Genomic DNA, 24,721 nt, shown 5'->3' on the forward strand with positions numbered 1-24,721 from the left:
GCCCATGTCCAGCCATCGTCAAGGGGGCATGGGCTAGACGCTTTCCCCCTGCCGGGCTACCCATGAGCGGATTGCGGGAAAAGGGGAAAGACACCAATGACTACCGAAGTTCGTATGGATGAAAAAACGGTTCTGATCACTGGCGCGAGCCGCGGAATAGGGGCGGAAGCAGGGCGAGTTTTTGCCGCTGCGGGCGCAAATGTAGTGCTGGCGGCCCGCAGCATCGATGCGGTCGCGGCACTTGCGGGCGAAATTGGAGATCAGGCCGTAGCGGTTGCCTGCGACGTCTCCGATTTCCGCCAGGTCGAAACGGCCGTTCAAACCTGCGTTGATCGGTTTGGTGGGATTGATGTTCTGATCGGAAACGCAGGCGTCATCGAGCCAATTTCACACCTGTCTCAGGCGGATCCCGATGATTGGGGGCAAGTGATCGACATCAACCTGAAAGGTGTGTTTTTCGGAATGCGCGCAGCCGTGCCGGTGATGAAACAGGCAGGCGGAGGTTCTGTCCTGACAATTTCCTCGGGCGCAGCGCATGGCCCGGTCGAAGCGTGGAGCCACTACTGTTCCTCAAAGGCGGGTGCCGCGATGTTGACACGTTGCCTCGACAAGGAAGAAAGGGAGCATGGTATCCGTGCCATGGGCCTTTCCCCCGGGACGGTTGCAACTCAAATGCAGCGTGAGATCAAGGCGTCTGGCGTCAACCCGGTCAGTGAACTGGCATGGGAGGATCACATACCGGCGGACTGGCCGGCGCGGACGTTGCTGTGGATGTGTTCAGCGGAAGCGGACGTATATGTCGGGGAAGAGATTTCCCTGCGTGAAGATGCCATTCGCAGGTGGGTTGGTCTTGTATGATTGAACTGAAAACGGAAGGCGGGCTTTGGACGGTTACGGTTAACCGGCCGGAAAAGGCAAATTCGCTGACCGGGAAAATGCTCGGCGAACTGGCCGAAATTGCTGAATCGGCCGGTTCGGCGCGCGCTCTGATCCTGACAGGCACGGGCAGTGTATTCAGCGCCGGCGCCGATCTGGAAGAGGCGCGTGCCGGTCTGGCCCTTTCGCCCGTGTGGGAACGGTTATCGTCGGCGCTGGCCAACCTGCCTTGCCTCAAACTCGCGGCGCTGAACGGTACTCTTGCCGGTGGGGCGATGGGGATGGCGCTGGCCTGCGACATTCGCATCGCAGTTCCCTCGGCCAAGTTCTTTTATCCGGTCATGAAGCTCGGCTTTCTTCCACAGCCGTCTGATCCAAAGCGTATGGCTGCGCTGATCGGACCTGCGCGTAGCAAGTTGATCCTGATGGGCGGACAGAAGATATCCGCGCAGGTCGCCTACGACTACGGACTGATTGACCGGATCGTGGACCCAGAAGATCTGATGCCGGCGGCGCAAGAGCTTGTGGCAGACACCTTGGACGCCAAGCCCGAGATTGCGCGTGGGATACACGACCTGTGTCAGTGAACCGACTAGATTAACGTTTGCGCCGTTTTCCGGGGACACGTGAAGAAAACCCGGGTGGGCGCTTTCGAACCCAGAGGATGAATTTACTGAGTCTCGGATGGGTTTGCAGGGCTTCAATGGTATTGTAGTTCCTTGCCAGTTCAGCTTCGCTGAGGCTGGCGTGAATCTCGCGATGGCAGATGTCGTGCAGCAATACCGTGGGGCCGCCCTTGCCTCCTTTGAGCTTGGGGATCAGATGGTGAAGGCTTCGTCGTGCGTCCGCAGGGATCGGGCGGTCGCACAGCGGACAAATCGGATCGGCCATGAGGAACAGTCGTCCGGACAGATGGCAAGGGCAAGGGGAAAGGCAGATGATCACATGCGATGCTCTGGTGATCGGGGCGGGTCCGGCCGGATTGATCGCCGCCGAGCAACTTGGCCGAGCCGGATACCGGACGCTGGTGGCAGAGGCCAAGCCATCGGTGGCGCGCAAGTTCCTGATGGCAGGAAAGTCAGGATTGAATCTGACGAAGGCAGAGCCGTTCGAGACTTTTGTTAGTGCCTACGGAGACCGGGCCGAATGGTTGCGCCCCATGCTGGTCGAGTTTGGCCCGGACGAGGTGCAGCAATGGGCGCGTGATTTCGGTCAGACTCTGTTCACCGGGTCTACTGGCCGCGTATTCCCCGAAGTCATGAAAGCGTCGCCTCTGTTGCGGGCCTGGCTCGCGAGACTGGAACAGTTGAACGTGGATATCCGGACTCGTTGGCGCTGGGTCGGATGGGACAATCGGGTCGCCATGTTCGAAACACCGGATGGTCCCCAAGGTGTTCAGGCCTATGCAACCGTGCTGGCCCTTGGTGGGTCCAGTTGGGCCCGTCTCGGGTCAGACGGAAAATGGGCCGGAATTCTGGGCGAAACGGGACTTTCTTTAGCCCCCTTTCTGCCCGCCAATGCCGCCGTGGCAGTTCAATGGTCTGATCACATGAAACCCTTTTGGGGCGCTCCCTTGAAATCGGTGCGTTGGACTGCGGGCGAGCTGATGTCTCGCGGAGAGGCGATCATATCGTCGCGTGGGCTCGAAGGGGGCGGGATGTATCCGCTCACCCCAGCTCTGCGCAACGGGTCGGAATTGGCAGTGGATCTTGTGCCTGACATCAATGCTAATGCCATGACGAAAAAGCTGGCCAAGAAAGGTTCAAAGCTGCGCCTGTCGCGCTGGCTCAAAAAAGACCTGAGACTGCCCTCGGAAAAGGTGGCCCTTTTTTTCGAAATGACAAAGAGCTCCTCTCTGCTGCGTGAAAACTGGGTGGAAACGGTCAAGTATTTGCCAATTCGGCATGCGGGCTTGCGCCCGATGGACGAGGCGATCTCGACCGCGGGTGGGGTGCCGCGCTCGGAAATGGAAACGGGGCTGATGCTAAAGGCCAGCCCCGGCGTTTTCTGTGCCGGAGAGATGCTCGACTGGGAGGCCCCGACCGGTGGCTACCTGCTGACGGGATGCCTCGCAACCGGGCGTCTGGCCGGGCGGTCGGCCGCTGCATGGATAGATCAGGTTCGCCCGGGCTAAGCTACCGTTGCCAATAGCAGCGCAGCCCTTTCAGGTGGGCGCCGACAAGGCAGCCATGCGTTTGTAGGCCGGGCGTTTGCGCAGCCCGCTGGAATAGGCCAGCATCGTTTCGTCATTCATCGGAAACTTGGCATTGTGCGCCCAGCTCATGCAATGACAGCACAGGATATCAGCAATCGTCATCTTATCGCCCTGCAGGAACGGCCCATTGAACCGCTTTGCCATGCGCTTGAAGTTGCGGTCGAATTCCCAGGCGAGGCTGGGTTTAACCTCCGGCACACGCTTGTCTTCCGGCAGCACGAACTTGTGGCGGGACGCCGTCCATAGAACGGAGTCGAAGTCGTCAAGAAGCGCGAAAAAAAGTGAGTCCTGTTGCGCCCGTTCCTTTGTCCCGGCGGGATAGGTCAGGTCGCCATGCTTGTCTGCCAGATAGGTCATGATGGCCGAACTATCGGTCAACACCATTCCGTCATCCTCGAGGACAGGTACTTTTCCTGTCGGGTTCAGCGCCAGCACACGAGGATCATGCGGGCTTGCGTCGATAAATTCATAGTCTTGGCCCAATTCCTCGAGCAGCCAGATCACGCGAGAGGCGCGGTTTTGCAGGCGACCGTAAACCTTGTACATCGGCAGATCCTTGATAGATGCGTTGGCTCTACTCTGACCTCTTGGCACGCGAGTTCAAGAGGTTGACTGAACTGCCGTCGCGTTCAACGTGATCGTGACAGCATTGCCAACCTGATCAAGGCCCGTTCCATCAGCGCCAGAGCCGGGGCTGTCTGGCCGGCCGATCGCAACTGCAGATCGGTATCTGTCAGCACGGTCAATGCTGTTTCCAGCTTGTGCGGTCCCCAGCTTTGCGACTGCCGCAGAATTCTGTCACGGCGAGGTCCGTAGACCGGTGGGCGCAGCTTTCCGATGCCTTGCGCCGGGCCACCCGGATCGGCCGCACAGGTGTACAGAGTACGGAAGTGTCGGGTCGCGCCGATACACAGGCTGACGGCATTTGTCCCTTGCGCCTGAAGTCGCTTGATCAGTGGGCCAATCTCAGGCGCACGCCCTTCGGCTACCACGTTGAGAACATCGTCCAGCGCAGCTTCGGTTGACCGTGGAGCGCAGGCTGCAATGTCCTCGAGGCTTAGCGGCGAACCATCGTTCCGCTTGTAGAGGGCGATTTTCTCGATGGTTTGCGCAAAGTCTCCCGGGCCTAAATCAGCCGCCAGATCCACAAGCGCCGACATGCTGTCACCGGGCACGTCGCGAATCTGAGCTTCGCCAAGGATTCGTTCGATCTCGGCGCGTGTTGGCGGGTTGTCATAAATCCCGGCAGCGAAGGCATCGTGATGTTTTTCGAATGCCTTGCGCAGCTTGGAGCTGGCCTTGAGCTGGCCGGCCGTTACGATGATCTGGGCGTCTCCCGTGGCCCAATCGTCCAAGGCGGTCAGGATTGCGGGCGCAGCAGAGTCGTTTGCATCTTCGACAAAGGCCGCTCGCGGTCCCGGGAAGAATCCTACGGCCTTGATTGCATCGAGCAGCAATGCCGGGTCCTTGCGCAGGTCGGCAGCCGGAATTCGGCTGAGACGCATTTCTTCTTCGGCCGTGGAGCCGAGAAGGGCTGCCAAGACCTGTTGGCGTTTCAGAGCCACTCGAATCGCGTCACTGCCATAGATCAGCAGGCCCGTTTTGTCCGGATCAGGCTTGGCAAAATAGCCGTCCGCTTCTCGCGGGCTTAGCTTCATGAGGACAGGTCCGCGGTGGCAAACAGCTGGGTGGTGATCTGATCTGCGAGTATCGTCATCAACCGTTCTTGTGCATCGCGTTCCGCAGCGAGCGTGTCGACCGTCGAGCCGGTTGCCGAGTAGCCAGTGAAGTTTCGCACATCGCCAGAGGCAACAATGTCGCCGTCCGAGATTCGGGTTAGGCTGTACTCGGCCTCACCTACCAGCGAGTACCGTTCGATCTCGTTCGAGATGGTGATCGCCTGCCCCTGAGCCGCTGTCCGAACCGTGACATCCAGTTTGTACTCAGGAGAAGAGCTTCGCCCCAGACGGTTTTCGAGCGTCCGCACCAACTGATAGCTTTCGACAGTGTCCGGAGCGGAGACTTCGACACGCCCATTAAGCGCGGCACCGGTCCCACCCGGCGCATAGACGGGTTCGAACCCGCAGGCCGCGAGGATCAGCGGAAGTGCCAGAAGGAGTTTGCGCTTAGACCACGACATTCACGATACGGCCCGGAACCACGATAACCTTTTTCGGGGCGCCACCGTTGAGCGCCTTCTGCACAGCTTCGGTTGCCAAAGCGATTTTTTCAACCTCTCCCTTGTCGAGATCCTTGGCAACGTTGATTTCTCCGCGTCTTTTGCCGTTGATCTGGATCGGCAGGGTCACGGTGTCCTCCACCAGCATAGCCTCGTCAGTGACTGGCCAATCTGCCGTCGCGATCAAACCCTCGCCATCCTGATGCGCCCAGATATCTTCGGACAGATGCGGCGTCATCGGAGACATCAACTGGGCCAGTGTCATAATCGCCTGTTTCTGCGCGGCGCTCCCGGCCTTGGATTTCGCCAGTGTGTTTGTGAAGGCGTAAAGCTTGGCAATCGCCGCGTTGAAGCCGAAGGATTCGATGCCCAATGTCACGTCGTGGATCGTTTTGTGCATTTCCCGCAGCAGCTCTTCGTCGCCCTGCCCCTTGGCGTTTGGATCCATCGCGGAAATCTTGTCACACAGGTTCCAGACCCGGTTGAGGTGCTTGTATGCGGCCTCGGCGCCGGCGGCGGTCCATTCGACGTCACGTTCCGGTGGGCTGTCACTAAGGACAAACCAGCGCGCGGTATCCGCGCCGAAAGACGAGATGATGTGAAGCGGATCAACCACGTTATTCTTCGACTTGGACATCTTGGCCGAAGGAATGATCTCTACCTCGGCGCCATCTTTTAGGAAGCCTTTGCCATCGCGCAGTTCAACCTCGTCGGGGTAGTGATAAACGGGCCGACCGTTGTCGCCGGTGGTCTGGTAGATTGCGTGCGTCACCATGCCTTGGGTGAAAAGAGCGCCGAACGGCTCGATCGCCTTTTTGGGCAAATGGCCCGTGATGTGCATGGCCCGCGCGAAGAAACGCGAATAGAGCAAGTGCAGGATCGCGTGCTCAATACCGCCGATATACTGATCGACGTTCATCCAGTACTCGGCATCTTCGGCCACAGTGGGCGTTGCCGCGCGCGGTGCGGTGAACCGTGCGAAATACCAGGAGCTGTCCACGAACGTGTCCATCGTGTCGGTTTCGCGTTTCGCGGGTGCACCGCAGGACGGGCAGGCGCAGTCGCGCCACGTGGGGTGGCGGTCCAGCGGGTTGCCGGGCACGGCAAAGTCGATCGGCTTGCCGGCCTCGTCATAGGGAAGCTGGATCGGCAGGTTTTCTTTCTTCTCGGGCACAACGCCACAACTGTCGCAATGCACGACAGGGATCGGGCAGCCCCAGTAGCGTTGACGCGAAAGACCCCAATCGCGCAGGCGGAACTTGGTCACGCCCGTGCCCCAGCCCTGTTTCTCGGCAAAGTCGATGGTTGCGTCGATCGCCTCTTGCCCCGTGGCCTTGTCAAGGCCGGCGAAGTGGTTGATCCATTTCACCTTTTGCTCCTTGGGCGGCACAAAGGCTTCGGTCTCGACGGGCTTGGGATCGTCGAGATCAAAGAAGGTGTCGATCACCGGCAAGTCATACTTGCGGCAGAAATCGAGGTCGCGCTGGTCATGCGCGGGGCAGGCAAAGATCGCGCCGGTGCCGTAGTCCATCAGGATGAAGTTGGCGATCCAGACCGGGAGTTCCCAGTTGGGGTCAAGCGGGTGTTTAACCCGGATACCGGTGTCATAGCCGAGCTTCTCGGCGGTCTCTATGGCCTCTTCCGTGGTACCGCCCTTGCGGCATTCGGCGAGGAAGGCGCCGAGTTCGGGGTTGTCCGCCTCGAGCGCCTTGGAAATCGGGTGATCGGGCGAGATACCGACAAACGACGCGCCCATGAGCGTGTCGGGGCGGGTGGTGTAGACGGTGATCGGATCGCCACCGTCGGTGCGGTCAAAGGAAAACTCCAAACCGCGCGACTTGCCGATCCAGTTTTCCTGCATCAGGCGCACCTTGGCGGGCCAGTTTTCAAGCGTGTCGAGTGCGTCGAGCAGTTCCTCGGAATAATCGGAAATCTTGAAGAACCACTGGGTCAGTTCGCGCCGCTCGACCAGCGCGCCCGAGCGCCAGCCGCGCCCGTTTTCCACCTGTTCATTGGCCAGGACGGTCATGTCGACCGGATCCCAGTTCACTATTGCGTTCTTTCGGTAGACCAGCCCGGCTTTGAGAAAGTCGAGGAACAGCGCCTGCTGCTGGCCATAATACTCCGGGTCACAGGTGGCAAACATCCGCGACCAGTCGAGGGAGAGGCCCAGCGGCTTCATCTGCTCAACCATCGTGTCGATGTTGGAATAGGTCCAGTCCTTGGGGTGACCGCCAATGGCCATCGCCGCATTTTCCGCCGGCATGCCGAATGCGTCGAAACCCATTGGGTGGAGTACATTATGACCGGTCGACAGTTTGTACCGCGCGATTACATCGCCCATCGTGTAGTTGCGGACATGCCCCATATGCAGTTTCCCCGATGGATAGGGAAACATCTCAAGCACATAGTATTTCGGTTTGTCGGCCTTTCGGGTCGCGGTGAAGATTCCGGCCTTGTCCCAGGCTGCTTGCCATTTTGCTTCGATCTCGGAGGCGGAATATCGCGACATCTGCTGCGGTCCTTGTCATTGAAAACGCCGGGCAAGGGGCCCGGCGCGGTGATAGTGCGGATTTGGATTGGATTCCAGAGGGCGATGCTCAGAGTGCTTCGTCCCCTATGCGCAATTGCCGCGCCCGGCTGAGAATCGCGTCTTCGACTGCGCGCGTGGTAGCGGGGCTGACCGGGCCGCCCTTTGTCAGGAGGGACACGCTAAGCGACCTTGCATCCAGAGCGGGGTCCTTGATGTGAACAGTGGCCCGATAGGCGCGACCACCACCAGGTGGCGTTCCGTAACCGGTTACTATGACCCCGGTAAACGGATCCACGGATTGAATCGGAAGAAAATTCAGGACATCCAGCGAAGCGGCCCACAGATACCGGTTTACGTTGGCAACCTGTTCGGCATTGTTCGGTCCGAACAGATCCCACAGCGACGAACGCCCGTCAAAGTCGCCTCTGATTTCTTCAGGTGAATTGCCAACAACACCGCCATTATCCGACGGAAAGCTCGATGTCCGGGCATTGTTGCAGCCTGTGAGGGCGGCAGCCACCGCTGCAATCATTGATACCTGCACTGCTGCCCTGAGCTTCATCGGATCGTCCCACCGTGTATTTTTCGTGTATTTTTGCGTGAAAACTCCTAACGAAGCCACGTCTGCGGGGCAAGTATATATGAATCGCAACCGTGTGCGAGGGCCGACAAATCCGCGCAATCGCGTTGACTTAGCGTCACAGGACCCCGTTCAAGGGGGCGTAACCGGGTCATTGTGACATTACACTGTGGCAAAGCTGCACCATCCGAAACGACTTTGCTCCGCGCCTGACAGCAAGACTTGCCAAATCGGGGCGGAAAGAGCGAAACCCCTTGCCATACCCACGCCAGATTCTCTGGTTTGGGCGTATGAATTGAAACCGAGGGAAACACGATGAAAAAAGTTCTCTTCGCAACGACTGCGCTGATCGCCACCGCGAGCATGGCCGCAGCCGATGTGCGGATCAGCGGTTATGGCCGCTTTGGTCTGGACTACAACAGCAACAACTCGACCGACGTTAACGATGCCAACTTCAATGGCGTTAGCTCGACCAACCTGACCAGCCGTCTGCGTCTGCAGTTCGACATGTCGGCCGAAACCGACGGCGGCGTTGCATTCGACGCACGTCTGCGTTTCCAGTCGGAATTCCGTGATGGCTCCGGCACTTCGAATGGCGGTGCAGGCACCACCATCGGTAACGCTGCTCGTTTCGGTGTGGTCTGGGAAGGCCTCCGCGTGAACGTCGGCAACATCATCGGCGCCGTTGAAAACACCCCCGGCCTCTACACCACCGGTATCTCGGCAGGCACCGGTATCGACGGCATGGGCTACTGGTCGGTTCCGATCAAAGGCGCAGGCTGGGATGCATATAGCTCCGGTGGCGCAGGTTCCGCTGCAAACGGCGTTGAAGCGCTGTACACCGCTGGTGGCTTCGTTGGTCACGTTTCGTGGTCGCGTGTAAACGGCGTTGTTGGTGGCCCGACCACCGCTCCGACCTTCACCAACGGTGAAGAGCGCTTTGGCCTCATGCTGACCTACAACTTCGGTGACATGTATGTCGGCGGTTCGTACCAGTCCTCGTCGAATGGTCCGACCCTGGCAACCACCGGTGGCGGCACCGTTGAAGCCAACGATGGCCTGTACCTGCTCACCTTCGGTGGTGACTGGGGTCAGTGGGGCGGTCGTATCGCCTACGCCAAGACCGAAGCTGCCAAGAGCTGGACTCTGGAAGGCAACGTCGACATCGGCGCAGCATCGAACCTGATGCTCTGGGTCAACGACGCCAGCACCAACAGCAGCATCACTGCAGCTGCTCAACCGGTTACCGATGGCACCTCCTACGGCATCAACTACCAGTATGACCTGGGTGGCGGCGCTACCTTCGTTGCTGGTTACGTTCGTGACGCAGGCAAGGAAAACCAGTTCCAGGCCGGTGCATACTTCAGCTTCTAAGCTGAACACCGTCTAACGGTACTGTATTTGGGCAGGTCTTCGGACCTGCCCTTTTCTTTTCTGACCGCATGGTGTTTGTCTGGCTGCAAATCCGAGATGAGGACGCCATGCCGCTGCAAGACATCCAGACCCGCATTGCCAAGGCCGAAGCTGACGCCGGACGAGATCCGGGTTCAGTGAAGCTGATCGCCGTTTCCAAAGTTCAGCCCAGCGACCGTGTAGAAGCGGTTCTGGAGCAGGGGCACCGAATCTTTGGTGAAAATCGCGTTCAGGAAGCGGCAGGCAAGTGGCCGGATTTCAAAGACCGGTTCCAAGGGATCGAATTACACCTGATCGGCCCGCTGCAAACCAACAAGGCGCGGCAGGCGATGGGTTTGTGCGATGCCATTCATTCCGTCGATCGGCCGAAGCTTGCCAATTCGCTGGCGCGGCTGGCTCAGGAAACCGGCAGTTGCCCCGATCTCTTCATTCAGGTCAACACAGGCGAGGAGGAACAAAAGGCGGGTATCTTGCCGTCGGATGCAGACGAGTTCGTAGAGCTATGCCGGGGGTTGGACCTCCCAATTCGTGGGCTAATGTGTATTCCGCCAGTGGAGGAAGAGCCTGCTTTGCATTTTGCATTGCTGCGCAAGATTGCCGAGCGAAACGGGCTTGAAGGGCTCTCGATGGGGATGAGCAGCGATTTTGAAACCGCGATTGCCTTAGGCGCCAACCACGTTCGTGTCGGCTCGGCAATTTTCGGAGAACGGGTCAAACCGCAGGAATAATCAGCCTTGTGCCCGGCACAATGCGTTGGGCAATCCAATGCAGGTGCTCACGGCGGAAGGCAACACAGCCTTCGGTCGGGTAACCCGGGCGTCGCCATTGATGTACGAAAATCGCAGAGCCTTTTCCCGGCGCAGCGACAGGCCAGTTCCAATTGGTAATCAACACCAGATCATAGAGCGGGTCGGCCCGCCGCAGTTTCTCATGGCTGCAAGGATAAGGCGCCTTGACCAGTTGGTTGTAGGCACTGTCTTTTTCGTCGTCTGACCAGAGATCGCCCAGACCGATCGCCTGAGCCCACGGCGCAGGTTGTGGTATCCTGTCCACCCGAAAAAGCATTGCCTCAATCCGGTGGATGCCAGCGGGCGTTGCGCCGTCTCCTTCCCGCTTGGTTGTGCTGACACCTCCCTTTCCAAGGGAACAGGGAAAATAGCGGCCCTGAAACCGGGTGCCGCGCGGTGTCACAACCAGATCCTGTGGTGTCACAGAAGGTGCCCAGATTTGGCTGCCTTGGTGGCGAGATAGCCGCGGTTATGCGAGGTTTCTCCGACCTTCAGCGGCACACGTTCGGTCACGGCGATTCCGGTTTTTTCCATCATCGCGATCTTGGCGGGGTTGTTTGTCAAAAGCCGGACGGCGCTGAACCCAAGCTCTTTGAGGATATCCGAGCCCAATCGAAAGTCGCGTTCATCATCTTCAAAGCCTAGGCGGTGGTTGGCCTCGACCGTGTCAAAGCCTTGATCTTGCAGGAAGTAAGCGCGCATCTTGTTGGCCAGTCCGATCCCGCGCCCTTCCTGATTGAGGTAGAGCAACACGCCGGCACCCTCATCACCCATCTGGGCGAGTGCACCGCGCAATTGCGGGCCGCAGTCACATTTCAGGCTGCCCATCAGATCCCCGGTGAAACATGCCGAATGCAACCGTGCCAAAACCGGTTTGGAGCGATCCGGGCGCCCGATTTCGACAGCATAATGCTCCTCGCCTCCATCCTCGGGGCGGAAAACGTGCAGCCGTCCTGCCTCGGACACCTCCATGGGCAGTCGGGCAGCAACAACAGCATGCAACGGGCTGCGTTCGGTCAGATGCGGTGCGGCAGACGCGTGACGTATCAGCGTCAGCCCGTTTGCAGCTGCAAGACCGGCCCCGTCAGAAATTGGCACTACGACGGCGGCGGGCAAAAGCCGGGCAGACTTTGCGAGAGCAATCGCGAGCCGGTGCAAGGCCGCGCTGTCGCTGCGCCGGCTTTGCAATGGCCCTTTCATCGGTGAGTTGAGATCGCCTGACGGGTCGGCAACGGCCAGAATCCACTCAAGATCAGCATCCTCGGGCAACACGACACGGGCGAGGTCACCATCGTAGGCTCGCGCCTTTAGGGTCTCTGCCCGGCGGTCGGTGATCGCTACTTCGGGATGACCGAGTGTCCGCATATCGGCCAATCGCTCTTTGGTCAGGGTTTCAGCCGAAACTACAAGCGCGGACTTGCCTTCACCGTCGCACAGCACAACCGGCACGCCCATGCGCAGATCCGCCCGGGCGCGAGCCAGAAGTTCCGAAATGTCAGGCATCAGACTCATGCCGCGCTCCTTGGTAGTCAGGCCCTCTATCTAAGCGTGATAGGACAGAATGTGAAACATTTCCCCTGCATCAGACACGACAGCGTGAGAGAAATGCAGCAATTCTTGCCTGTTGAACGATCCGGGCTCATTTGTCGTCAAACAGACAGGAGGACAGTCGAATGGCGCAGCTCAAAAAAATCTTGCTGGTAGACGACGATGACGACCTGCGCGAGGCGCTGAGCGAACAGTTGGTCATGACCGAAGATTTTGATGTATTCGAAGCCGATGACGGACAGACCGCGATGGAGCGCGTCAAGGAGGCGCTCTATGACCTGATCATTCTGGATGTCGGGTTGCCCGATACCGATGGCAGAGAACTGTGCCGCCTGATGCGCAAGCAAGGGGTTAAGAGCCCGATCCTGATGCTCACGGGCCATGATGGCGACGCAGACACCATTCTCGGTCTGGATGCCGGCGCCAACGACTATGTCACCAAACCATTCAAGTTCCCGGTCTTGCTTGCCCGTATTCGCGCTCAGCTGCGGCAGCACGAGCAGTCGGAGGATGCGGTGTTCGCACTTGGTCCCTACACGTTCAAACCGGCGATGAAGCTTCTGATCACCGAGGATGATCGCAAGATCCGGTTGACGGAAAAGGAAACCAACATACTTAAATTCCTATATCGCTCGTCAGACGGCGTGGTCGCGCGCGACGTGCTGCTTCACGAAGTCTGGGGTTACAACGCAGGCGTAACCACTCACACCCTCGAAACTCATATCTATCGCCTGCGCCAGAAAATCGAGCCGGACCCATCGAACGCTCGATTGCTGGTAACTGAATCTGGTGGTTACAGGTTGGTTGCGTGAAGGGTTTGACCCAGATCAAAGAGGCAACCTGACTACACCTTTAGTGTTGAAGCCAACCCGCGCATATCCGGGTCAAGATATGCACCTCCCTGTTGGACTTGGCCGAGCTTGATGCTCGGCCATTTTTTTGTCCGGTCGGTTGTAAAAATCATCTGTTCTGCGATCCACGATTGCCGAGGATTGCGATGGTGTCCACCAACGCGCCACGCTAGTCTGCGCCGAACCTGAACTGAGCGAGCGCTGCCAATGTCTTTTTCCCTAGCCACATGGAATATCAATTCCGTCCGACTACGAGAGCCGATTGTGGCCAAGTTGATGCAGGAAGAGGCCCCAGACGTTCTGTGCCTTCAGGAATGTAAGTCACCGGTCGAGAAGATCCCGACCGAATGGTTCGCAAATTTGGGCTATTCCCACATGATCGCCCGGGGGCAGAAAGGTTACAACGGCGTTGCCATCCTATCGAAGCTTCCGATCGAAGATGTTGGCGACAAGGATTTCGCGGGGCTCGGTCACGCGCGCCATGTGGCGGGGCGTCTCGAGAACGGAGTGACGATCCACAATTTCTATGTACCTGCGGGAGGGGATGCTCCTGACAGGGAAGTTAATGAAAAATTCGGGCAGAAGCTCGACTACCTCACTGACATGCGTGACTGGTTTCGCGAGGAACGGCCCGAGAAGTCCATTCTTGTCGGCGACCTGAATATCGCGCCGCGCGAAGATGATGTCTGGTCCCATAAGCAACTGCTCAAAGTCGTTTCGCACACGCCAATCGAAGTGGATCATCTGGCCGAAACTCAGGATGCCGGAGGGTGGATCGACATTACGCGCCAGGATATCCCGGACGGCCAGCTGTTTAGCTGGTGGTCCTATAGGGCCCGTGATTGGGATTCGGCCGACAAGGGACGGCGCCTTGATCATATCTGGGCGACGGCGGATATCTCTAACGCTGGGCATTCCAGCCGCATTTTGCGTGACGCGCGTGGGTGGGAAAAGCCCAGCGATCACGCGCCGGTCTTTGCAACTTTCGACCTGTAGCTCCGGAACACTTCGATACCGCCCGAGTAACTGAGACTGCGGATATCGCAAAACCTCTCTTGGTTTCCGGTCGCCAAGGTTTCATATAGGGGCAAGCCAAAACCGGAGATTTCAAGCCATGGACATTCTGAGCGGCGCCACACCAGCGGCAGACCTCATCAAGGACGGAACCGAAGCCACTTTCATGGCGGACGTCATCGAGGCCAGCCAGACGCAACCGGTTATCGTTGATTTCTGGGCGCCTTGGTGTGGGCCTTGCAAGACGTTGGGCCCGATGCTCGAAGAGGCCGTTACTGCTGCCAAAGGTGCGGTGAAAATGGTCAAGATCAACGTGGACGAAGCCCAGATGATCGCCGGCCAGTTGCAAATCCAGTCGATCCCGACTGTTTACGCTTTCCATCAGGGGCAGCCTGTTGACGGGTTTCAGGGGGCATTGCCCGGGTCCGAGATCAAGGCTTTTGTCGACCGGGTAATCGCTGCGGCTGGTGGAGAATCGCCGGGCGGACAGTTGGACGAGGCCGTGGCCGCCGCGCATGAGATGCTGGAAGCGGGCGCAGCCACTGATGCGGCACAGACCTTTGCTGCCATTCTCGGCGAAGATCCCAATCATGCCGGCGCCTATGCCGGTTTGGTTCAGGCACATATCGCACTGGGCGATCTCGATCAGGCCGAAGCGATTCTGAATGGTGCCCCGGCAGAAATTTCTACCTCGCCCGAGCTTGAGGCCGCACATGCCCAGATCGAGCTGGCGCGGCAGGCTGCGGATGCCGGCCCGGTGGCTGAACTGCAGGCACTAGTGGACGCTGACCCGGCCAACCAGCAGGCCCGGTTTGATCTGGCGCTTGCCTTGCAGGCCAACGACCAGACCGAACAGGCCGTCTCCGAATTGCTGGAAGTCTTCCGACGTGATCGCGAATGGAATGAGGGCGCTGCCAAGGCACAGTTGTTCACGATTTTCGAAGCACTGAAGCCGAATGATCCGATCGTTCTGGCTGGGCGGCGCAAATTAAGTTCGATGATATTTGCCTAACAGCGGCTCAGGGCTACACTGAGCTTTATGATGCAACCAGCCGATCTGCCCGAAACCGTGGCGGTGTTTCCCTTGCCGGGGGCATTGCTTTTGCCGCGTGCGCGTTTACCGCTACATATCTTTGAACCGCGGTACCTGCAAATGCTTGAGGATGCGCTGAAGACACCGCAGCGAATTATCGGGATGGTGCAACCTGCGCCGGTGCCCAGCAACGATCAGGCTTTGCACGCGATCGGGTGTGCCGGTCGTGTGACCCAGTTTTCGGAAACCGAAGACGGGCGATACCTGATCACGCTGACAGGTATCTCCAGGTTCAGGGTTCAGCACGAGGTCGAAGGGTTCGCACCCTATCGCCGTTGCGAGATCTCATGGTGCGGATTCGAGCGGGACCTGGGCAAATGTGAAACGGATCAGGCATTCGACAGAAAGCTGTTTCTCGACCTGCTTCACCGGTTCTTTGCATCTCAGCAGCTTTCGACTGACTGGGATTCGCTGACGGATGCCGACGATGAGCTTTTGGTCAATTCCCTGTCGATGTTGCTTGACTTCGACCCGGAGGACAAACAGGCACTACTTGAGGCGCCCTGTCTCCGGACACGCCGGGAAACCCTTGTCACGTTGATCGAGTTCGCAATGCGTGGCGGCTCAGGAGAGGAAGCACTGCAATGAACGATGGATCGGCCAACCAAGCGTCATTTGACCGCCGGATGCTGGAAGCACTGGTATGCCCCCAAACTCATGCAACGCTTGAGTATAACGCTGAGCGGCAGGAGCTGGTTTCGAAAGGCGCCGGACTGGCATTTCCTATCCGCAACGGAATCCCCGTGATGCTGATCGATGAGGCACGGAAAATCGACTGAACCCGGTGTTTTGACACTGCTTTAGATCTGCTGTCCCTTCAGCAATACCGGCATGTCTCCGGTCAACCCGGCGGCTTCGCGAACGAACCCCCTTCGCAGCGAAGGAAGAGATCCGACTATTCCCATTCCGATGTCGCGACCCAGCCGTAGCAGCGGGTTGTCGTTTGAAAACAGTCTGTTAAATGCGTCAGTCGCCAAGACCAGTGTAGCCGTATCGAAGCGCCGCCATTGTTGGTAGCGGTCCAGCACCATCTGCGATCCGATATCTTCCCCCCGACGGCCTGCCAGCGTCAGGACTTCGGCCAACGCTGCTACGTCCCGCAGACCCGCGTTCAAACCCTGTCCGGCAATTGGGTGCATTCCGTGTGCTGCGTCACCGACGAGAGCCATGCGCTCGGCGACAAAGCTGTTGGCGATGGTAAGGTTGAGGGGATAGGTAAAACGATCACCGGCAAGGCGGATGTCTCCCAGAAAATCTCCGAAACGGGGCCGCAGAACCTGCAAGTAGTCAGCTTCCGGCATGGCATTGATGCGTTTGGCGGTGGCGGTCCGCTCACTCCACACGATCGAGCTGCGATTTCCTGCCAAAGGCAGGATAGCCAGCGGCCCAGGGGGCATGAAGAACTGGTGGGCGACCCCGTTATGTGGCCGATCATGTTCGATTGCGCAAACCAACGCGGTCTGTCCGTAGTCCCATCCCGTGCGCCTTATACCGGCACGGGTCGCTGTTCCGCTACGACGACCGTCGCACCCGATCAGAACACTGCCAGACAGCACGGTTCCATCGGCAAGGGTAACCTTCGCACCGTTCTGAGTGGTTTCCTGTGCCACCACGGTCTGACTGTTGACACGGGTAATCGATGGCTCCGATTCCATAGCTTCCATCAAGGAAACCCGAAGGTGCCGGTCTTCGACCATGTAGCCCATCGGGCCTTCCTCGATTTCAGCATGATCGAAATGCATGAAGAATGGTGACGGGCCCGCGCCGGGATGGCCGTCGGTTACCTTGATTTCCAGCATGGGCTGAGCGTTTTCGGCAATTCCGTCCCACACCCCTATGGCGGCCAGCAGCCGCTGCGAGGAAAGCGCCAGTGCATAGGCCCGCCCGTCAAATCCGGCATCCTTGCGCAGGTCTTCGTCCAGCGCATCGATGATTGTGACCGTGTGGCCGGTTCCAGCCAGCGCCAGCGCCAGCGCCGAACCGTTCAGGCCGCCCCCGACGATCAGGATATCCGAGTTCCTTGTCATGCCCTGCAATATGCGCGTGGTTTCGGGATTGTCCATGCGCAAGGCTGTCGCTACCGTTTCAGAATACAGCAAATCGACGGGAGGGTTTCATGCACGAATGGCTGCACATGTCTGCAAGCGAACTGGGTCGCGGGATTGCAGTTGGTGCGATCGACCCGGTGGCGTTGGCGCAAACTTTTCTGGACGCGATCGACTCCCACCCGATGCGAAACCGCATTTACTCCCGTGTCACCCATGACAGGGCTATGGCCGAAGCCAATGCTGCGCGGATCCGCGCGCAGAACGGGCAAAGACTGTCGCTGCTAGATGGTGTCCCGCTCAGCTGGAAGGATCTGTTTGATTCCGCCGGAACCGTAACTCAGGCGGGTTCAGCGCTGCTAGACGGACGGGTGCCCGACCGGGATGCGGCAGTTCTTAACAACGCGACGAAATTGGGTGCAGTTTGCCTTGGCAAGACGCATATGAGCGAACTGGCGTTCTCGGGACTGGGGCTGAATCCGGTAACCGCAACGCCACCGTGCATCAATGACAGCGAGGCGGTGCCGGGCGGTTCCTCTTCGGGCGCTGCCGCATCAGTGGCCTTTGGGCTGGCGGCAGGGGGGATCGGTTCCGACACGGGCGGGTCGGTCCGGATCCCATCGGCGTGGAATGATCTGGTTGGGTTAAAAACCACGTCAGGCCGGGTCAGTCTCGAGGGTGTTGTGCCACTCTGTCTGAAATTCGATACAGTGGGTCCTTTGTGCCGGTCGGTCGAGGATGCCGCCCAGCTTCTCGCATTAGTCGAAGGTGGTGCCGCGGCCGATCTGAGGGGGGTTTCTTTGAAGGGCCGCCGATTTGCTGACCTGCAGACGATCGCGATGGATGAATTGCGTGAGCAGCCTGCCAAGGCCCATGAGGAAGCATTGAGCAGGTTGCGGGACGCGGGGGCAGAAATTGTTCCGTTGGACGTGCCGGAGATCAAGGATGCAATGGCTTTGACAGGTCCGCTCTATACTGCCGAGGCGTATGGTCTGTGGCGGGATGTAATCGAGGCCAATCCACACCTGATGTTCGAGGAGATCCTGCAACGTTTCCGCGCCGGGGGTGAGTATTCCGGCCCCGACTACGTCGCGGCCTGGGCCAGACTCGAAGCCTGTCGCGGTGCGTGGGATCAGGCGATCGCTGGATTTGACGCTGTCGTCCTGCCGGCATCACCGATCATGCCGCCGAATCTCGAGCGTCTTCTCAACGATCACGACTACTATGTGACCGAGAATCTTCTCGCCTTGCGAAACACCCGGATCGGCAACCTGATGGGGCTCGCCGCGCTCACTTTGCCGACGGGCACGCCGTCCTGCGGGCTGATGATGATGGCCCCGCCCAATGCAGAAGAAGCTCTTTTGCGGCTGGGCGCGGCCGCCGAAGCGGCTTTGGCCTGAATGCCACAATCACCTGATCCGGCGACGCTTTGTCTGGACGGATCCCGGAGGGATCTGTAACCTTATGGGAAACGGGGCGAAACGACCCCGACCTTGAGGCAGAATAGATGAAGTTTCCCGAGCGGTTCTCGAACCTACCGGAATATGCGTTCCCGCGTCTGCGGGCCTTGCTGGACGTGCACCAGCCGGGCGGCGAGGTCGTGCATATGACCATCGGCGAACCCAAGCACGATTTTCCGGCTTGGGTCTCAGAGGTCATCGCGGAAAATTCTGCCGATTTTCGGGGGTATCCGCCGAACGACGGCTCGCCCGCGTTGCGAGGGGCCATTTCCGACTGGATCTCGCGCCGCTACGGTGTTTCATTGGACCCGGGAACCCGGGTGATGGCGCTCAATGGGACGCGCGAAGGGCTCTACAATGCCGCGATGGCACTGTGCCCCGAAGAAAAGAACGGCGCGCAACCGGTCGTTCTTTGTCCGAACCCATTTTATCAAGTCTACATGGTGGCGGCCATTTCAGTTGGTGCGGAACCTGTCTTTGTTCCCGCCACAGCGGCAACAGCGCACCTTCCGGATTACACGGCATTACCCGAAGACACCCTGAACAGAACCGCCATCGCCTATATCTGCTCACCTGCTAATCCTCAGGGCGCGGTTGCCTCGCGTGATTATTGGGCCGACCTGATCCGGCTCGCGGAACAGTATGATTTCCGCATTTTTGCGGATGAATGTTACTCCGAGATTTATCGCGAGGCGGCTCCGACTGGAATTCTTACGGTTGCTCAGGAACTTGGTGCCGATCCCGAACGCATTACCCTGTTCAATTCGCTCTCCAAGCGGTCAAATCTGGCCGGTTTGCGCTCGGGACTCATCGCCGGCGGGCCGGAATCGATCCGCCGTGTCAGGCAATTGCGGGCCTATTCGGGTGCGCCATTGCCAGCGCCCTTGCAGGCGGCCGCCGCAAAGGTCTGGGCCGACGAGGCGCATGTCGCCGACAATCGCAAGCTCTACCAGGAGAAGTATGCGGTCGCGGACGAAGCGCTTGGCAGCATACAGGGGTATCAATCCCCCGAGGCCGGTTTTTTTCTCTGGCTGCCAGTGGATAACGGCGAGCAGGCCGCATTGAAGCTTTGGCGCGAAACTGGTGTTCGGGTATTGCCCGGTGCCTATCTGGCGCAAGGAAATGCCGGTGAAAACCCGGGCGAGAATTACATTCGGGTCGCGATGGTGGCCCCAAAAACAGAACTGCAGCGCGGGCTGATTACTCTGCGCGACTGCATTTATTCATGAGGGTTTAGGTAGCATGGCATCATACAACACGCGTAGCCGGGATCCGCTGTTTGACAGCAACATGCAGGCTGCCATCGAGAGGCGGGGCAAAGAATTGATCGGAATATCCCTGATCATTCTGGGCTGCGCAGCTGCTGCGATGATTGCATCTTACTCGCCGGATGATCCGAACTGGATGGTGTCAACCGACGCTCCGGTGCAAAACTGGATGGGGCGGATCGGGGCGTCTTTGGCTGCACCGCTGTTTATGATCGTCGGGTGGGGCAGCTGGGCAATTGCATTGGTCCTGATCGCCTGGGGATTGCGCTTTGCGTTGCACTGGGGCGAGGACCGGGCCATGGGTCGCCTGATTTTTGCACCGATCTGGATCGCCGTCGTTTCGATCTATGCCGCGACCTTGGTGCCTGATGAACTGTGGCGGGCCACTCACAGCTTTGGGTTGGGCGGTCTGTTCGGCGATACAGTCGTTGGAGCGTTTTTGACATTGCTGCCAATCAGTTCGCATTTTGCGATCAAGCTTATTTCGCTGTTGATGGCGGTGGGTATGCTGGCCATGGGCATTTTCGTTCTTGGCTTCACCCGACCCGAGGTAGCGCGCGGTGCACGCTATGTGCTGGTTGCGGTCATTATGACCTACGGAATGATCGCCACCATGCTGGGGCGCGGCGCCAACGCAGCGGCAGCCGCAGCCCGGGCGAAGTCGGCATTGGTTGCCGAGCGTCGGGAGCTGGCCCGGCAACAGGCCGAGGCGGAGCATATTGCTGAGATGGCCGCCGCCGAACAGGATTCCGTTGCGGTGTTCGAAGACCCAATCGGCTACGAGCAGGCACCAGAACAGCAACCTGCCGAGGAACGGGCTGGTTTCCTCAAGCGTATGCCTTCTCTCATTCGGCGTCCTGAACCGATGCCAGAACCTGAGCTTGTCGAACCCGTTCCGGTCGCTGGTCCCGATTACATGCCCGGCAGGGATCGGATCCAGTCAAAGATTGCTGCTGCCGTGCGCAGCCGCAAGGAAGCAAACGGAATGGTCGCACCCGAGCCCGATCCCTCGCGCCCGCTGACCAAGGGACGGGGGCACGGGCCGGTTCCGTTGGTCTTGGACACAAATTCAGACGTATCCGGAGCAGACCCGGTTGAAGCAGATGAGTTGGCATTGCCGCCGGAACCGCCGGTGATGGCGCCCAGATCCATGCCGCATGCGGCCTATGGAAGTGAACCTCCGGTGACAATGCAGCTCGCTCAGGAGGAGCCGCAAATCGAAGCCGCCGCCATTGAAACCCCGGCTGTGACAGACGCTCAGGTGCCGCAACAGGCGCCGACGCCGGTATCAACCGCTGGTGCTGCGCGACAGCCCGTGGCTGACATACCGGCTGCAGAACCGCGCAAACCGGTCGTGTCGCAACCTGCGCGCAAAGCCCCTCAACCCTCGCGGCGCGCAAAAGCGGAACAGCAACCGGCCTTGGCATTCGAGGAGAACGCGGCAGCCTACGAATTGCCGCCGTTGAACCTTTTGACCAACCCCACCGTGGTTCAGCGCCATCACCTTAGCGATGAAGCATTGGAAGAAAATGCGCGTATGCTCGAGAACGTTCTGGACGACTATGGCGTGAAGGGAGAGATCGTCAGCGTTCGTCCCGGCCCGGTGGTGACCATGTATGAGCTTGAACCAGCACCCGGTCTGAAAGCCTCGCGTGTTGTCGGACTGGCGGATGACATCGCGCGATCCATGGCGGCCCTTTCGGCGCGTGTGTCCACTGTGCCGGGCCGGTCTGTCATCGGGATCGAACTGCCGAACGAGAATCGCGAAAAGGTGGTGCTGCGCGAGATCCTCGCCAGCCGTGATTTCGGTGACAGCAACATGAGCCTGCCTTTGGCGCTGGGCAAGAATATTGGTGGCGACAGCGTCGTGGCCAATCTTGCAAAGATGCCTCACCTGTTGATCGCGGGGACAACGGGTTCGGGCAAGTCGGTGGCGATCAATACCATGATCCTGTCGTTGCTTTACAAGCTGACGCCGGAAGAATGTCGCTTGATCATGATCGACCCAAAGATGCTGGAACTCAGCGTCTACGACGGGATTCCGCACCTTCTGTCTCCGGTAGTCACAGATCCAAAGAAGGCCGTAGTGGCGCTGAAGTGGGTCGTTGGCGAAATGGAAGACCGCTATCGCAAGATGTCCAAAATGGGTGTCCGCAATATCGAAGGCTTCAATGGACGTGTGCGTGAGGCGCTTGCCAAGGGTGAGATGTTCAGCCGAACGGTGCAAACAGGTTTTGACGACGAAACCGGCGAACCGGTGTTCGAGACCGAGGAATTCGCCCCCGAGGCGTTGCCATATATCGTCGTTATCGTCGACGAGATGGCTGACCTGATGATGGTGGCCGGCAAGGAGATCGAAGCCTGCATCCAGCGTCTGGCCCAGATGGCACGCGCATCGGGTATTCACCTGATCATGGCCACGCAACGTCCTTCGGTCGACGTGATCACGGGAACCATCAAGGCGAACTTCCCGACGCGGATCTCTTTCCAGGTAACGTCAAAGGTCGATAGCCGAACCATCCTTGGTGAAATGGGTGCCGAGCAGCTGCTAGGCATGGGTGACATGCTGTACATGGCAGGTGGAGCCAAGATCACCCGTTGTCACGGTCCATTCGTGTCGGACGAAGAGGTCGAGGAGGTGGTCAATCACCTCAAGGCCTTTGGTCCGCCCGAATATGTTGGGGGTGTTGTCGAGGGGCCTGGCGACGACAAGGCCGACAACATCGACGCAGTTCTGGGGCTCAACACCGGAGGCAACACCGACGGCGAAGACGCGCTCTATGACACCGCTGTTCAGATCGTGATCAAGGATCGCAAGTGTTCGACTTCCTACATCCAGCGAAAACTGGCCATTGGTTACAACAAGGCGGCCCGCCTCGTTGAGCAAATGGAAGACCAGGGAGTGGTCTCTCCGGCAAACCATGTAGGCAAGCGCGAGATCCTCGTGCCGGAACAGTAAAGGGCAGGGCGGGAACCTGCCGTTATGCGATAACAACGATGGCTGGGGTTCATATCCCGGCCTCTTGTCTTATGTGGGGGATATGAAACAGCTTCTACTCGTCTTCGGCCTGATCGTCGCCGCGCCGTCCCTGTGGGCCGCGGAAAAACTGCCTTTGTCCGAGGTGTCGTCTTATCTGAACGGCATCAAGACAGCGCAGGGCACATTCACTCAGATCAACGATGATGGAACATTGTCCACTGGCACGTTGTTCCTGCAGCGCCCCGGTCGGATGCGGTTCGAATATGATCCTCCGGAAAAGGCATTTGTCGTGGTTTCGGGCGGCACGGTTACCATTCGCGACATGAAGTCAAACATGCCCCCGGAGAGCTATCCGCTGCGGCGCACTCCGTTGTCGATCATTCTGGCCCGGAAGGTGGACCTGAGTCGGGCAAACATGGTGGTTGGCCACGGCTTTGACGGGACTGCGACAGTGGTGACCGCTCAGGATCCCGAGAACCCTGGTGCTGGACGCATTGACCTCAGCTTCACGTCGGACCCGGTCGAGCTGCGAAAATGGGTGGTACATGACAGCAGCGGCGGGCAGACCACAGTGATTCTGGGTGCTTTGAAAACAGGAGGCAACCTGAACGGCACATTGTTCCTGAACCCGGTGGATGACGGGCGCAACGACCGCTAGGTAGTCACCGCTACGCGGTGGTCATCTGATCCTGCTACAGGAAGAAAGTTGCCTGTCATAGGTAGCAGCCCGCGCTGCGACGCTGTCTGCCACCCTGACCAACCAGCTTTTGCTGCGATAGGAGCCGCGAGCATAGCCCGCATGCCCTTCGTGATAGGCAAGGTACTGGTTTCGGGCGTCATTCAGGGCGATGCCGTTCTTTTCACGGGTCTTGTTCATGTACCAACCCATGAAATCCGAGGCGTCGGAAATGCGGTCCCGCTTGGCGCTTCGGCGGCGGGTTTCTTTCCGGTACTCGTCCCATGTGCCGTCAAGCGCTTGGCTGTAGCCGAACGCGCTGCTCTGCCGCCCCATCGGGATTACGCCGAGAACAAACTTGTGGGGAGTGCGCGCATCCGCGCGATAGCGGCTTTCCTGATAGATGGTCGCCATCTGCACATGCACGGGGACGCCCCACTTGCGCTCCGTCTTGCGGAACGCCTTGATGTAGTCCGGCCGCTGCTTGGCAATGCTGCAAGCATTGTCCAGATTTCGCGGCGGCGCCTTGTGGCCACCCCCGCAGGATGCCAGCACAAGTGCCAGAAAAATTGCGCAAAGAGATCTGCTCATCTGCCTCTTGCCTTTGTCTTGGGGTCATTTTGCCCCTTTTTGAGGGCAATCATACCCCATTTCTTAACCAGAGGAAATCACAATCAAGGGATCAATAAAACAAGCAATTTCAGGGTGATTCAGTCCCTATATGGGGGTGGGGGAATGATGACTGTTACACGCGCGTTCACAGACTGTTTCCCCCGAAAGTGGCTGCAATCATTGGACAAAACGAGCCCGAAAAGTTACTAAGGTTTTAGGGGCGAAGGGGAAATGTTGAAGACTCGTGCGAAATATCATCTGGGCCAGGTTGTCCGGCACAAGAAGCATCCCTTTCGTGGTGTGATCTTTGATGTCGACCCCGAGTTCTCAAACACCGAAGAGTGGTATCAGGCGATTCCTGAAGACAGCCGCCCGGTGAAAGAGCAGCCCTTCTATCATCTTCTGGCCGAAAACGATCAGAGCTATTACGTGGCTTATGTTTCGGAACAGAATCTCGTGGCCGATTACTCCGGAGAGCCGGTTGACCATCCCGATATTCCCGACATGTTCGGCCCGTTCTGTGACGGCAGCTATCCTCTGCACTTCACCCTGAACTGACGGCACGCAAATTTTGGCGGTTTTTATCCGGT

Annotated in this window: 25 protein-coding genes; 15 read left to right on the top strand and 10 right to left on the bottom strand. The window is 58.8% G+C overall.

Annotated features, from left to right (window positions below):
• Window positions 1-96: 96 nt before the first annotated feature.
• Together ACP15U_RS06765 and ACP15U_RS06770 are read left to right on the top strand one after the other, a co-directional pair.
• The gene (locus ACP15U_RS06765) at window positions 97-858 is read left to right on the top strand and encodes an SDR family oxidoreductase (RefSeq protein ID WP_425044386.1); all 762 of its coding nucleotides are present in this window, start codon (window positions 97-99) and stop codon (window positions 856-858) included.
• Entirely contained in the window at window positions 855-1,463 is a 609-nt protein-coding gene (locus ACP15U_RS06770) for an enoyl-CoA hydratase/isomerase family protein (RefSeq protein WP_425044387.1), read from the top strand. The genes ACP15U_RS06765 and ACP15U_RS06770 overlap by 4 nt, the downstream gene beginning before the upstream one ends.
• Window positions 1,464-1,473: 10 nt before the next feature.
• Here ACP15U_RS06770 and ACP15U_RS06775 read toward each other — a convergent pair whose 3' ends face one another.
• On the bottom strand, window positions 1,474-1,767 hold the full coding sequence (locus ACP15U_RS06775; protein ID WP_425044388.1) for an HNH endonuclease: 294 nt from the start codon (window positions 1,765-1,767) through the stop codon (window positions 1,474-1,476).
• Between the two features lie 46 nt (window positions 1,768-1,813).
• On the opposite strand from ACP15U_RS06775, the gene ACP15U_RS06780 reads away from it, so the two are divergent.
• Complete coding sequence (locus tag ACP15U_RS06780; protein ID WP_425044389.1) at window positions 1,814-3,010, top strand: TIGR03862 family flavoprotein; 1,197 nt, start codon at window positions 1,814-1,816, stop codon at window positions 3,008-3,010.
• Window positions 3,011-3,040: 30 nt separating this feature from the next.
• Here ACP15U_RS06780 and ACP15U_RS06785 read toward each other — a convergent pair whose 3' ends face one another.
• The 5 genes from ACP15U_RS06785 to ACP15U_RS06805 form a co-directional block, all read right to left on the bottom strand.
• Window positions 3,041-3,637: a glutathione S-transferase family protein gene (locus ACP15U_RS06785; protein WP_425044390.1), complete on the bottom strand. Its 597-nt coding sequence runs from the start codon at window positions 3,635-3,637 to the stop codon at window positions 3,041-3,043.
• Between the two features lie 83 nt (window positions 3,638-3,720).
• Window positions 3,721-4,749 (bottom strand): DNA polymerase III subunit delta, encoded by a 1,029-nt coding sequence (holA, locus tag ACP15U_RS06790; RefSeq protein WP_425044391.1) that lies wholly within the window; start codon window positions 4,747-4,749, stop codon window positions 3,721-3,723.
• Window positions 4,746-5,231, bottom strand: coding sequence for an LPS assembly lipoprotein LptE (gene lptE, locus ACP15U_RS06795; RefSeq protein ID WP_425044392.1), 486 nt, complete (start codon window positions 5,229-5,231; stop codon window positions 4,746-4,748). Before lptE ends, holA begins: the two co-directional genes overlap by 4 nt.
• A complete protein-coding gene (gene leuS / locus ACP15U_RS06800; protein ID WP_425044393.1) occupies window positions 5,218-7,782 on the bottom strand; it encodes a leucine--tRNA ligase in 2,565 nt (854 codons plus the stop codon). The genes lptE and leuS overlap by 14 nt, the downstream gene beginning before the upstream one ends.
• Window positions 7,783-7,870: 88 nt before the next feature.
• Window positions 7,871-8,365 (bottom strand): DUF3576 domain-containing protein, encoded by a 495-nt coding sequence (locus tag ACP15U_RS06805; RefSeq protein ID WP_425044394.1) that lies wholly within the window; start codon window positions 8,363-8,365, stop codon window positions 7,871-7,873.
• A 333-nt stretch (window positions 8,366-8,698) separates the two neighbouring features.
• Here ACP15U_RS06805 and ACP15U_RS06810 point away from each other — a divergent pair, with 333 nt between their 5' ends.
• Together ACP15U_RS06810 and ACP15U_RS06815 are read left to right on the top strand one after the other, a co-directional pair.
• Window positions 8,699-9,757, top strand: a complete 1,059-nt coding sequence (locus tag ACP15U_RS06810) for a porin (RefSeq protein ID WP_425044395.1) — start codon at window positions 8,699-8,701, stop codon at window positions 9,755-9,757.
• Between the two features lie 107 nt (window positions 9,758-9,864).
• On the top strand, window positions 9,865-10,524 hold the full coding sequence (locus ACP15U_RS06815) for a YggS family pyridoxal phosphate-dependent enzyme (RefSeq protein ID WP_425044396.1): 660 nt from the start codon (window positions 9,865-9,867) through the stop codon (window positions 10,522-10,524).
• Here the strand turns inward: ACP15U_RS06815 and ACP15U_RS06820 are convergent.
• Window positions 10,508-11,008, bottom strand: coding sequence for a L,D-transpeptidase family protein (locus tag ACP15U_RS06820; protein ID WP_425044397.1), 501 nt, complete (start codon window positions 11,006-11,008; stop codon window positions 10,508-10,510). The genes ACP15U_RS06815 and ACP15U_RS06820 overlap by 17 nt on opposite strands.
• On the bottom strand, window positions 11,005-12,096 hold the full coding sequence (gene ribA, locus ACP15U_RS06825; protein ID WP_425044398.1) for a GTP cyclohydrolase II: 1,092 nt from the start codon (window positions 12,094-12,096) through the stop codon (window positions 11,005-11,007). The genes ACP15U_RS06820 and ribA overlap by 4 nt, the downstream gene beginning before the upstream one ends.
• Before the next feature lie 161 nt (window positions 12,097-12,257).
• Between ribA and ACP15U_RS06830 the strand changes: the two genes are divergently transcribed.
• The 5 genes from ACP15U_RS06830 (at window position 12,258) to ACP15U_RS06850 (ending at window position 15,869) form a co-directional block, all read left to right on the top strand.
• Window positions 12,258-12,944 carry a response regulator transcription factor gene (locus tag ACP15U_RS06830; RefSeq protein WP_425044399.1) on the top strand — a complete coding sequence of 229 codons (687 nt, stop codon included), beginning with the start codon at window positions 12,258-12,260 and terminating at the stop codon, window positions 12,942-12,944.
• 246 nt (window positions 12,945-13,190) lie between these two features.
• Window positions 13,191-13,979, top strand: a complete 789-nt coding sequence (locus ACP15U_RS06835; RefSeq protein WP_425044400.1) for an exodeoxyribonuclease III — start codon at window positions 13,191-13,193, stop codon at window positions 13,977-13,979.
• Between the two features lie 118 nt (window positions 13,980-14,097).
• Complete coding sequence (gene trxA, locus ACP15U_RS06840; protein ID WP_425044401.1) at window positions 14,098-15,009, top strand: thioredoxin; 912 nt, start codon at window positions 14,098-14,100, stop codon at window positions 15,007-15,009.
• 27 nt (window positions 15,010-15,036) lie between these two features.
• The gene (locus ACP15U_RS06845; protein WP_425044402.1) at window positions 15,037-15,678 is read left to right on the top strand and encodes an LON peptidase substrate-binding domain-containing protein; all 642 of its coding nucleotides are present in this window, start codon (window positions 15,037-15,039) and stop codon (window positions 15,676-15,678) included.
• The gene (locus ACP15U_RS06850; protein WP_425044403.1) at window positions 15,675-15,869 is read left to right on the top strand and encodes a Trm112 family protein; all 195 of its coding nucleotides are present in this window, start codon (window positions 15,675-15,677) and stop codon (window positions 15,867-15,869) included. The genes ACP15U_RS06845 and ACP15U_RS06850 overlap by 4 nt, the downstream gene beginning before the upstream one ends.
• Window positions 15,870-15,890: 21 nt before the next feature.
• On the opposite strand, the gene ACP15U_RS06855 is transcribed toward ACP15U_RS06850, so the two are convergent.
• Window positions 15,891-17,153 carry an FAD-dependent monooxygenase gene (locus tag ACP15U_RS06855; RefSeq protein ID WP_425044404.1) on the bottom strand — a complete coding sequence of 421 codons (1,263 nt, stop codon included), beginning with the start codon at window positions 17,151-17,153 and terminating at the stop codon, window positions 15,891-15,893.
• A 53-nt stretch (window positions 17,154-17,206) separates the two neighbouring features.
• On the opposite strand from ACP15U_RS06855, the gene ACP15U_RS06860 reads away from it, so the two are divergent.
• From ACP15U_RS06860 to ACP15U_RS06875, 4 genes are all read left to right on the top strand, one after another.
• The gene (locus ACP15U_RS06860; RefSeq protein WP_425044405.1) at window positions 17,207-18,535 is read left to right on the top strand and encodes an amidase; all 1,329 of its coding nucleotides are present in this window, start codon (window positions 17,207-17,209) and stop codon (window positions 18,533-18,535) included.
• 107 nt (window positions 18,536-18,642) lie between these two features.
• Window positions 18,643-19,824 (top strand): aminotransferase class I/II-fold pyridoxal phosphate-dependent enzyme, encoded by a 1,182-nt coding sequence (locus tag ACP15U_RS06865; protein WP_425044406.1) that lies wholly within the window; start codon window positions 18,643-18,645, stop codon window positions 19,822-19,824.
• A gap of 13 nt (window positions 19,825-19,837) precedes the next feature.
• Window positions 19,838-22,822: a DNA translocase FtsK 4TM domain-containing protein gene (locus ACP15U_RS06870; protein WP_425044407.1), complete on the top strand. Its 2,985-nt coding sequence runs from the start codon at window positions 19,838-19,840 to the stop codon at window positions 22,820-22,822.
• Window positions 22,823-22,904: 82 nt separating this feature from the next.
• A complete protein-coding gene (locus ACP15U_RS06875; RefSeq protein ID WP_425044408.1) occupies window positions 22,905-23,501 on the top strand; it encodes a LolA family protein in 597 nt (198 codons plus the stop codon).
• Between the two features lie 21 nt (window positions 23,502-23,522).
• Here the strand turns inward: ACP15U_RS06875 and ACP15U_RS06880 are convergent, their stop codons facing one another.
• Window positions 23,523-24,110 carry a lytic transglycosylase gene (locus ACP15U_RS06880; protein ID WP_425044409.1) on the bottom strand — a complete coding sequence of 196 codons (588 nt, stop codon included), beginning with the start codon at window positions 24,108-24,110 and terminating at the stop codon, window positions 23,523-23,525.
• A 252-nt stretch (window positions 24,111-24,362) separates the two neighbouring features.
• Between ACP15U_RS06880 and hspQ the strand changes: the two genes are divergently transcribed.
• The gene (hspQ, locus tag ACP15U_RS06885; RefSeq protein ID WP_425044410.1) at window positions 24,363-24,689 is read left to right on the top strand and encodes a heat shock protein HspQ; all 327 of its coding nucleotides are present in this window, start codon (window positions 24,363-24,365) and stop codon (window positions 24,687-24,689) included.
• Window positions 24,690-24,721 lie beyond the last annotated feature (32 nt).

The organism is Primorskyibacter sp. S87 (assembly GCF_049801055.1).
GTDB lineage: Bacteria > Pseudomonadota > Alphaproteobacteria > Rhodobacterales > Rhodobacteraceae > JBNAGF01.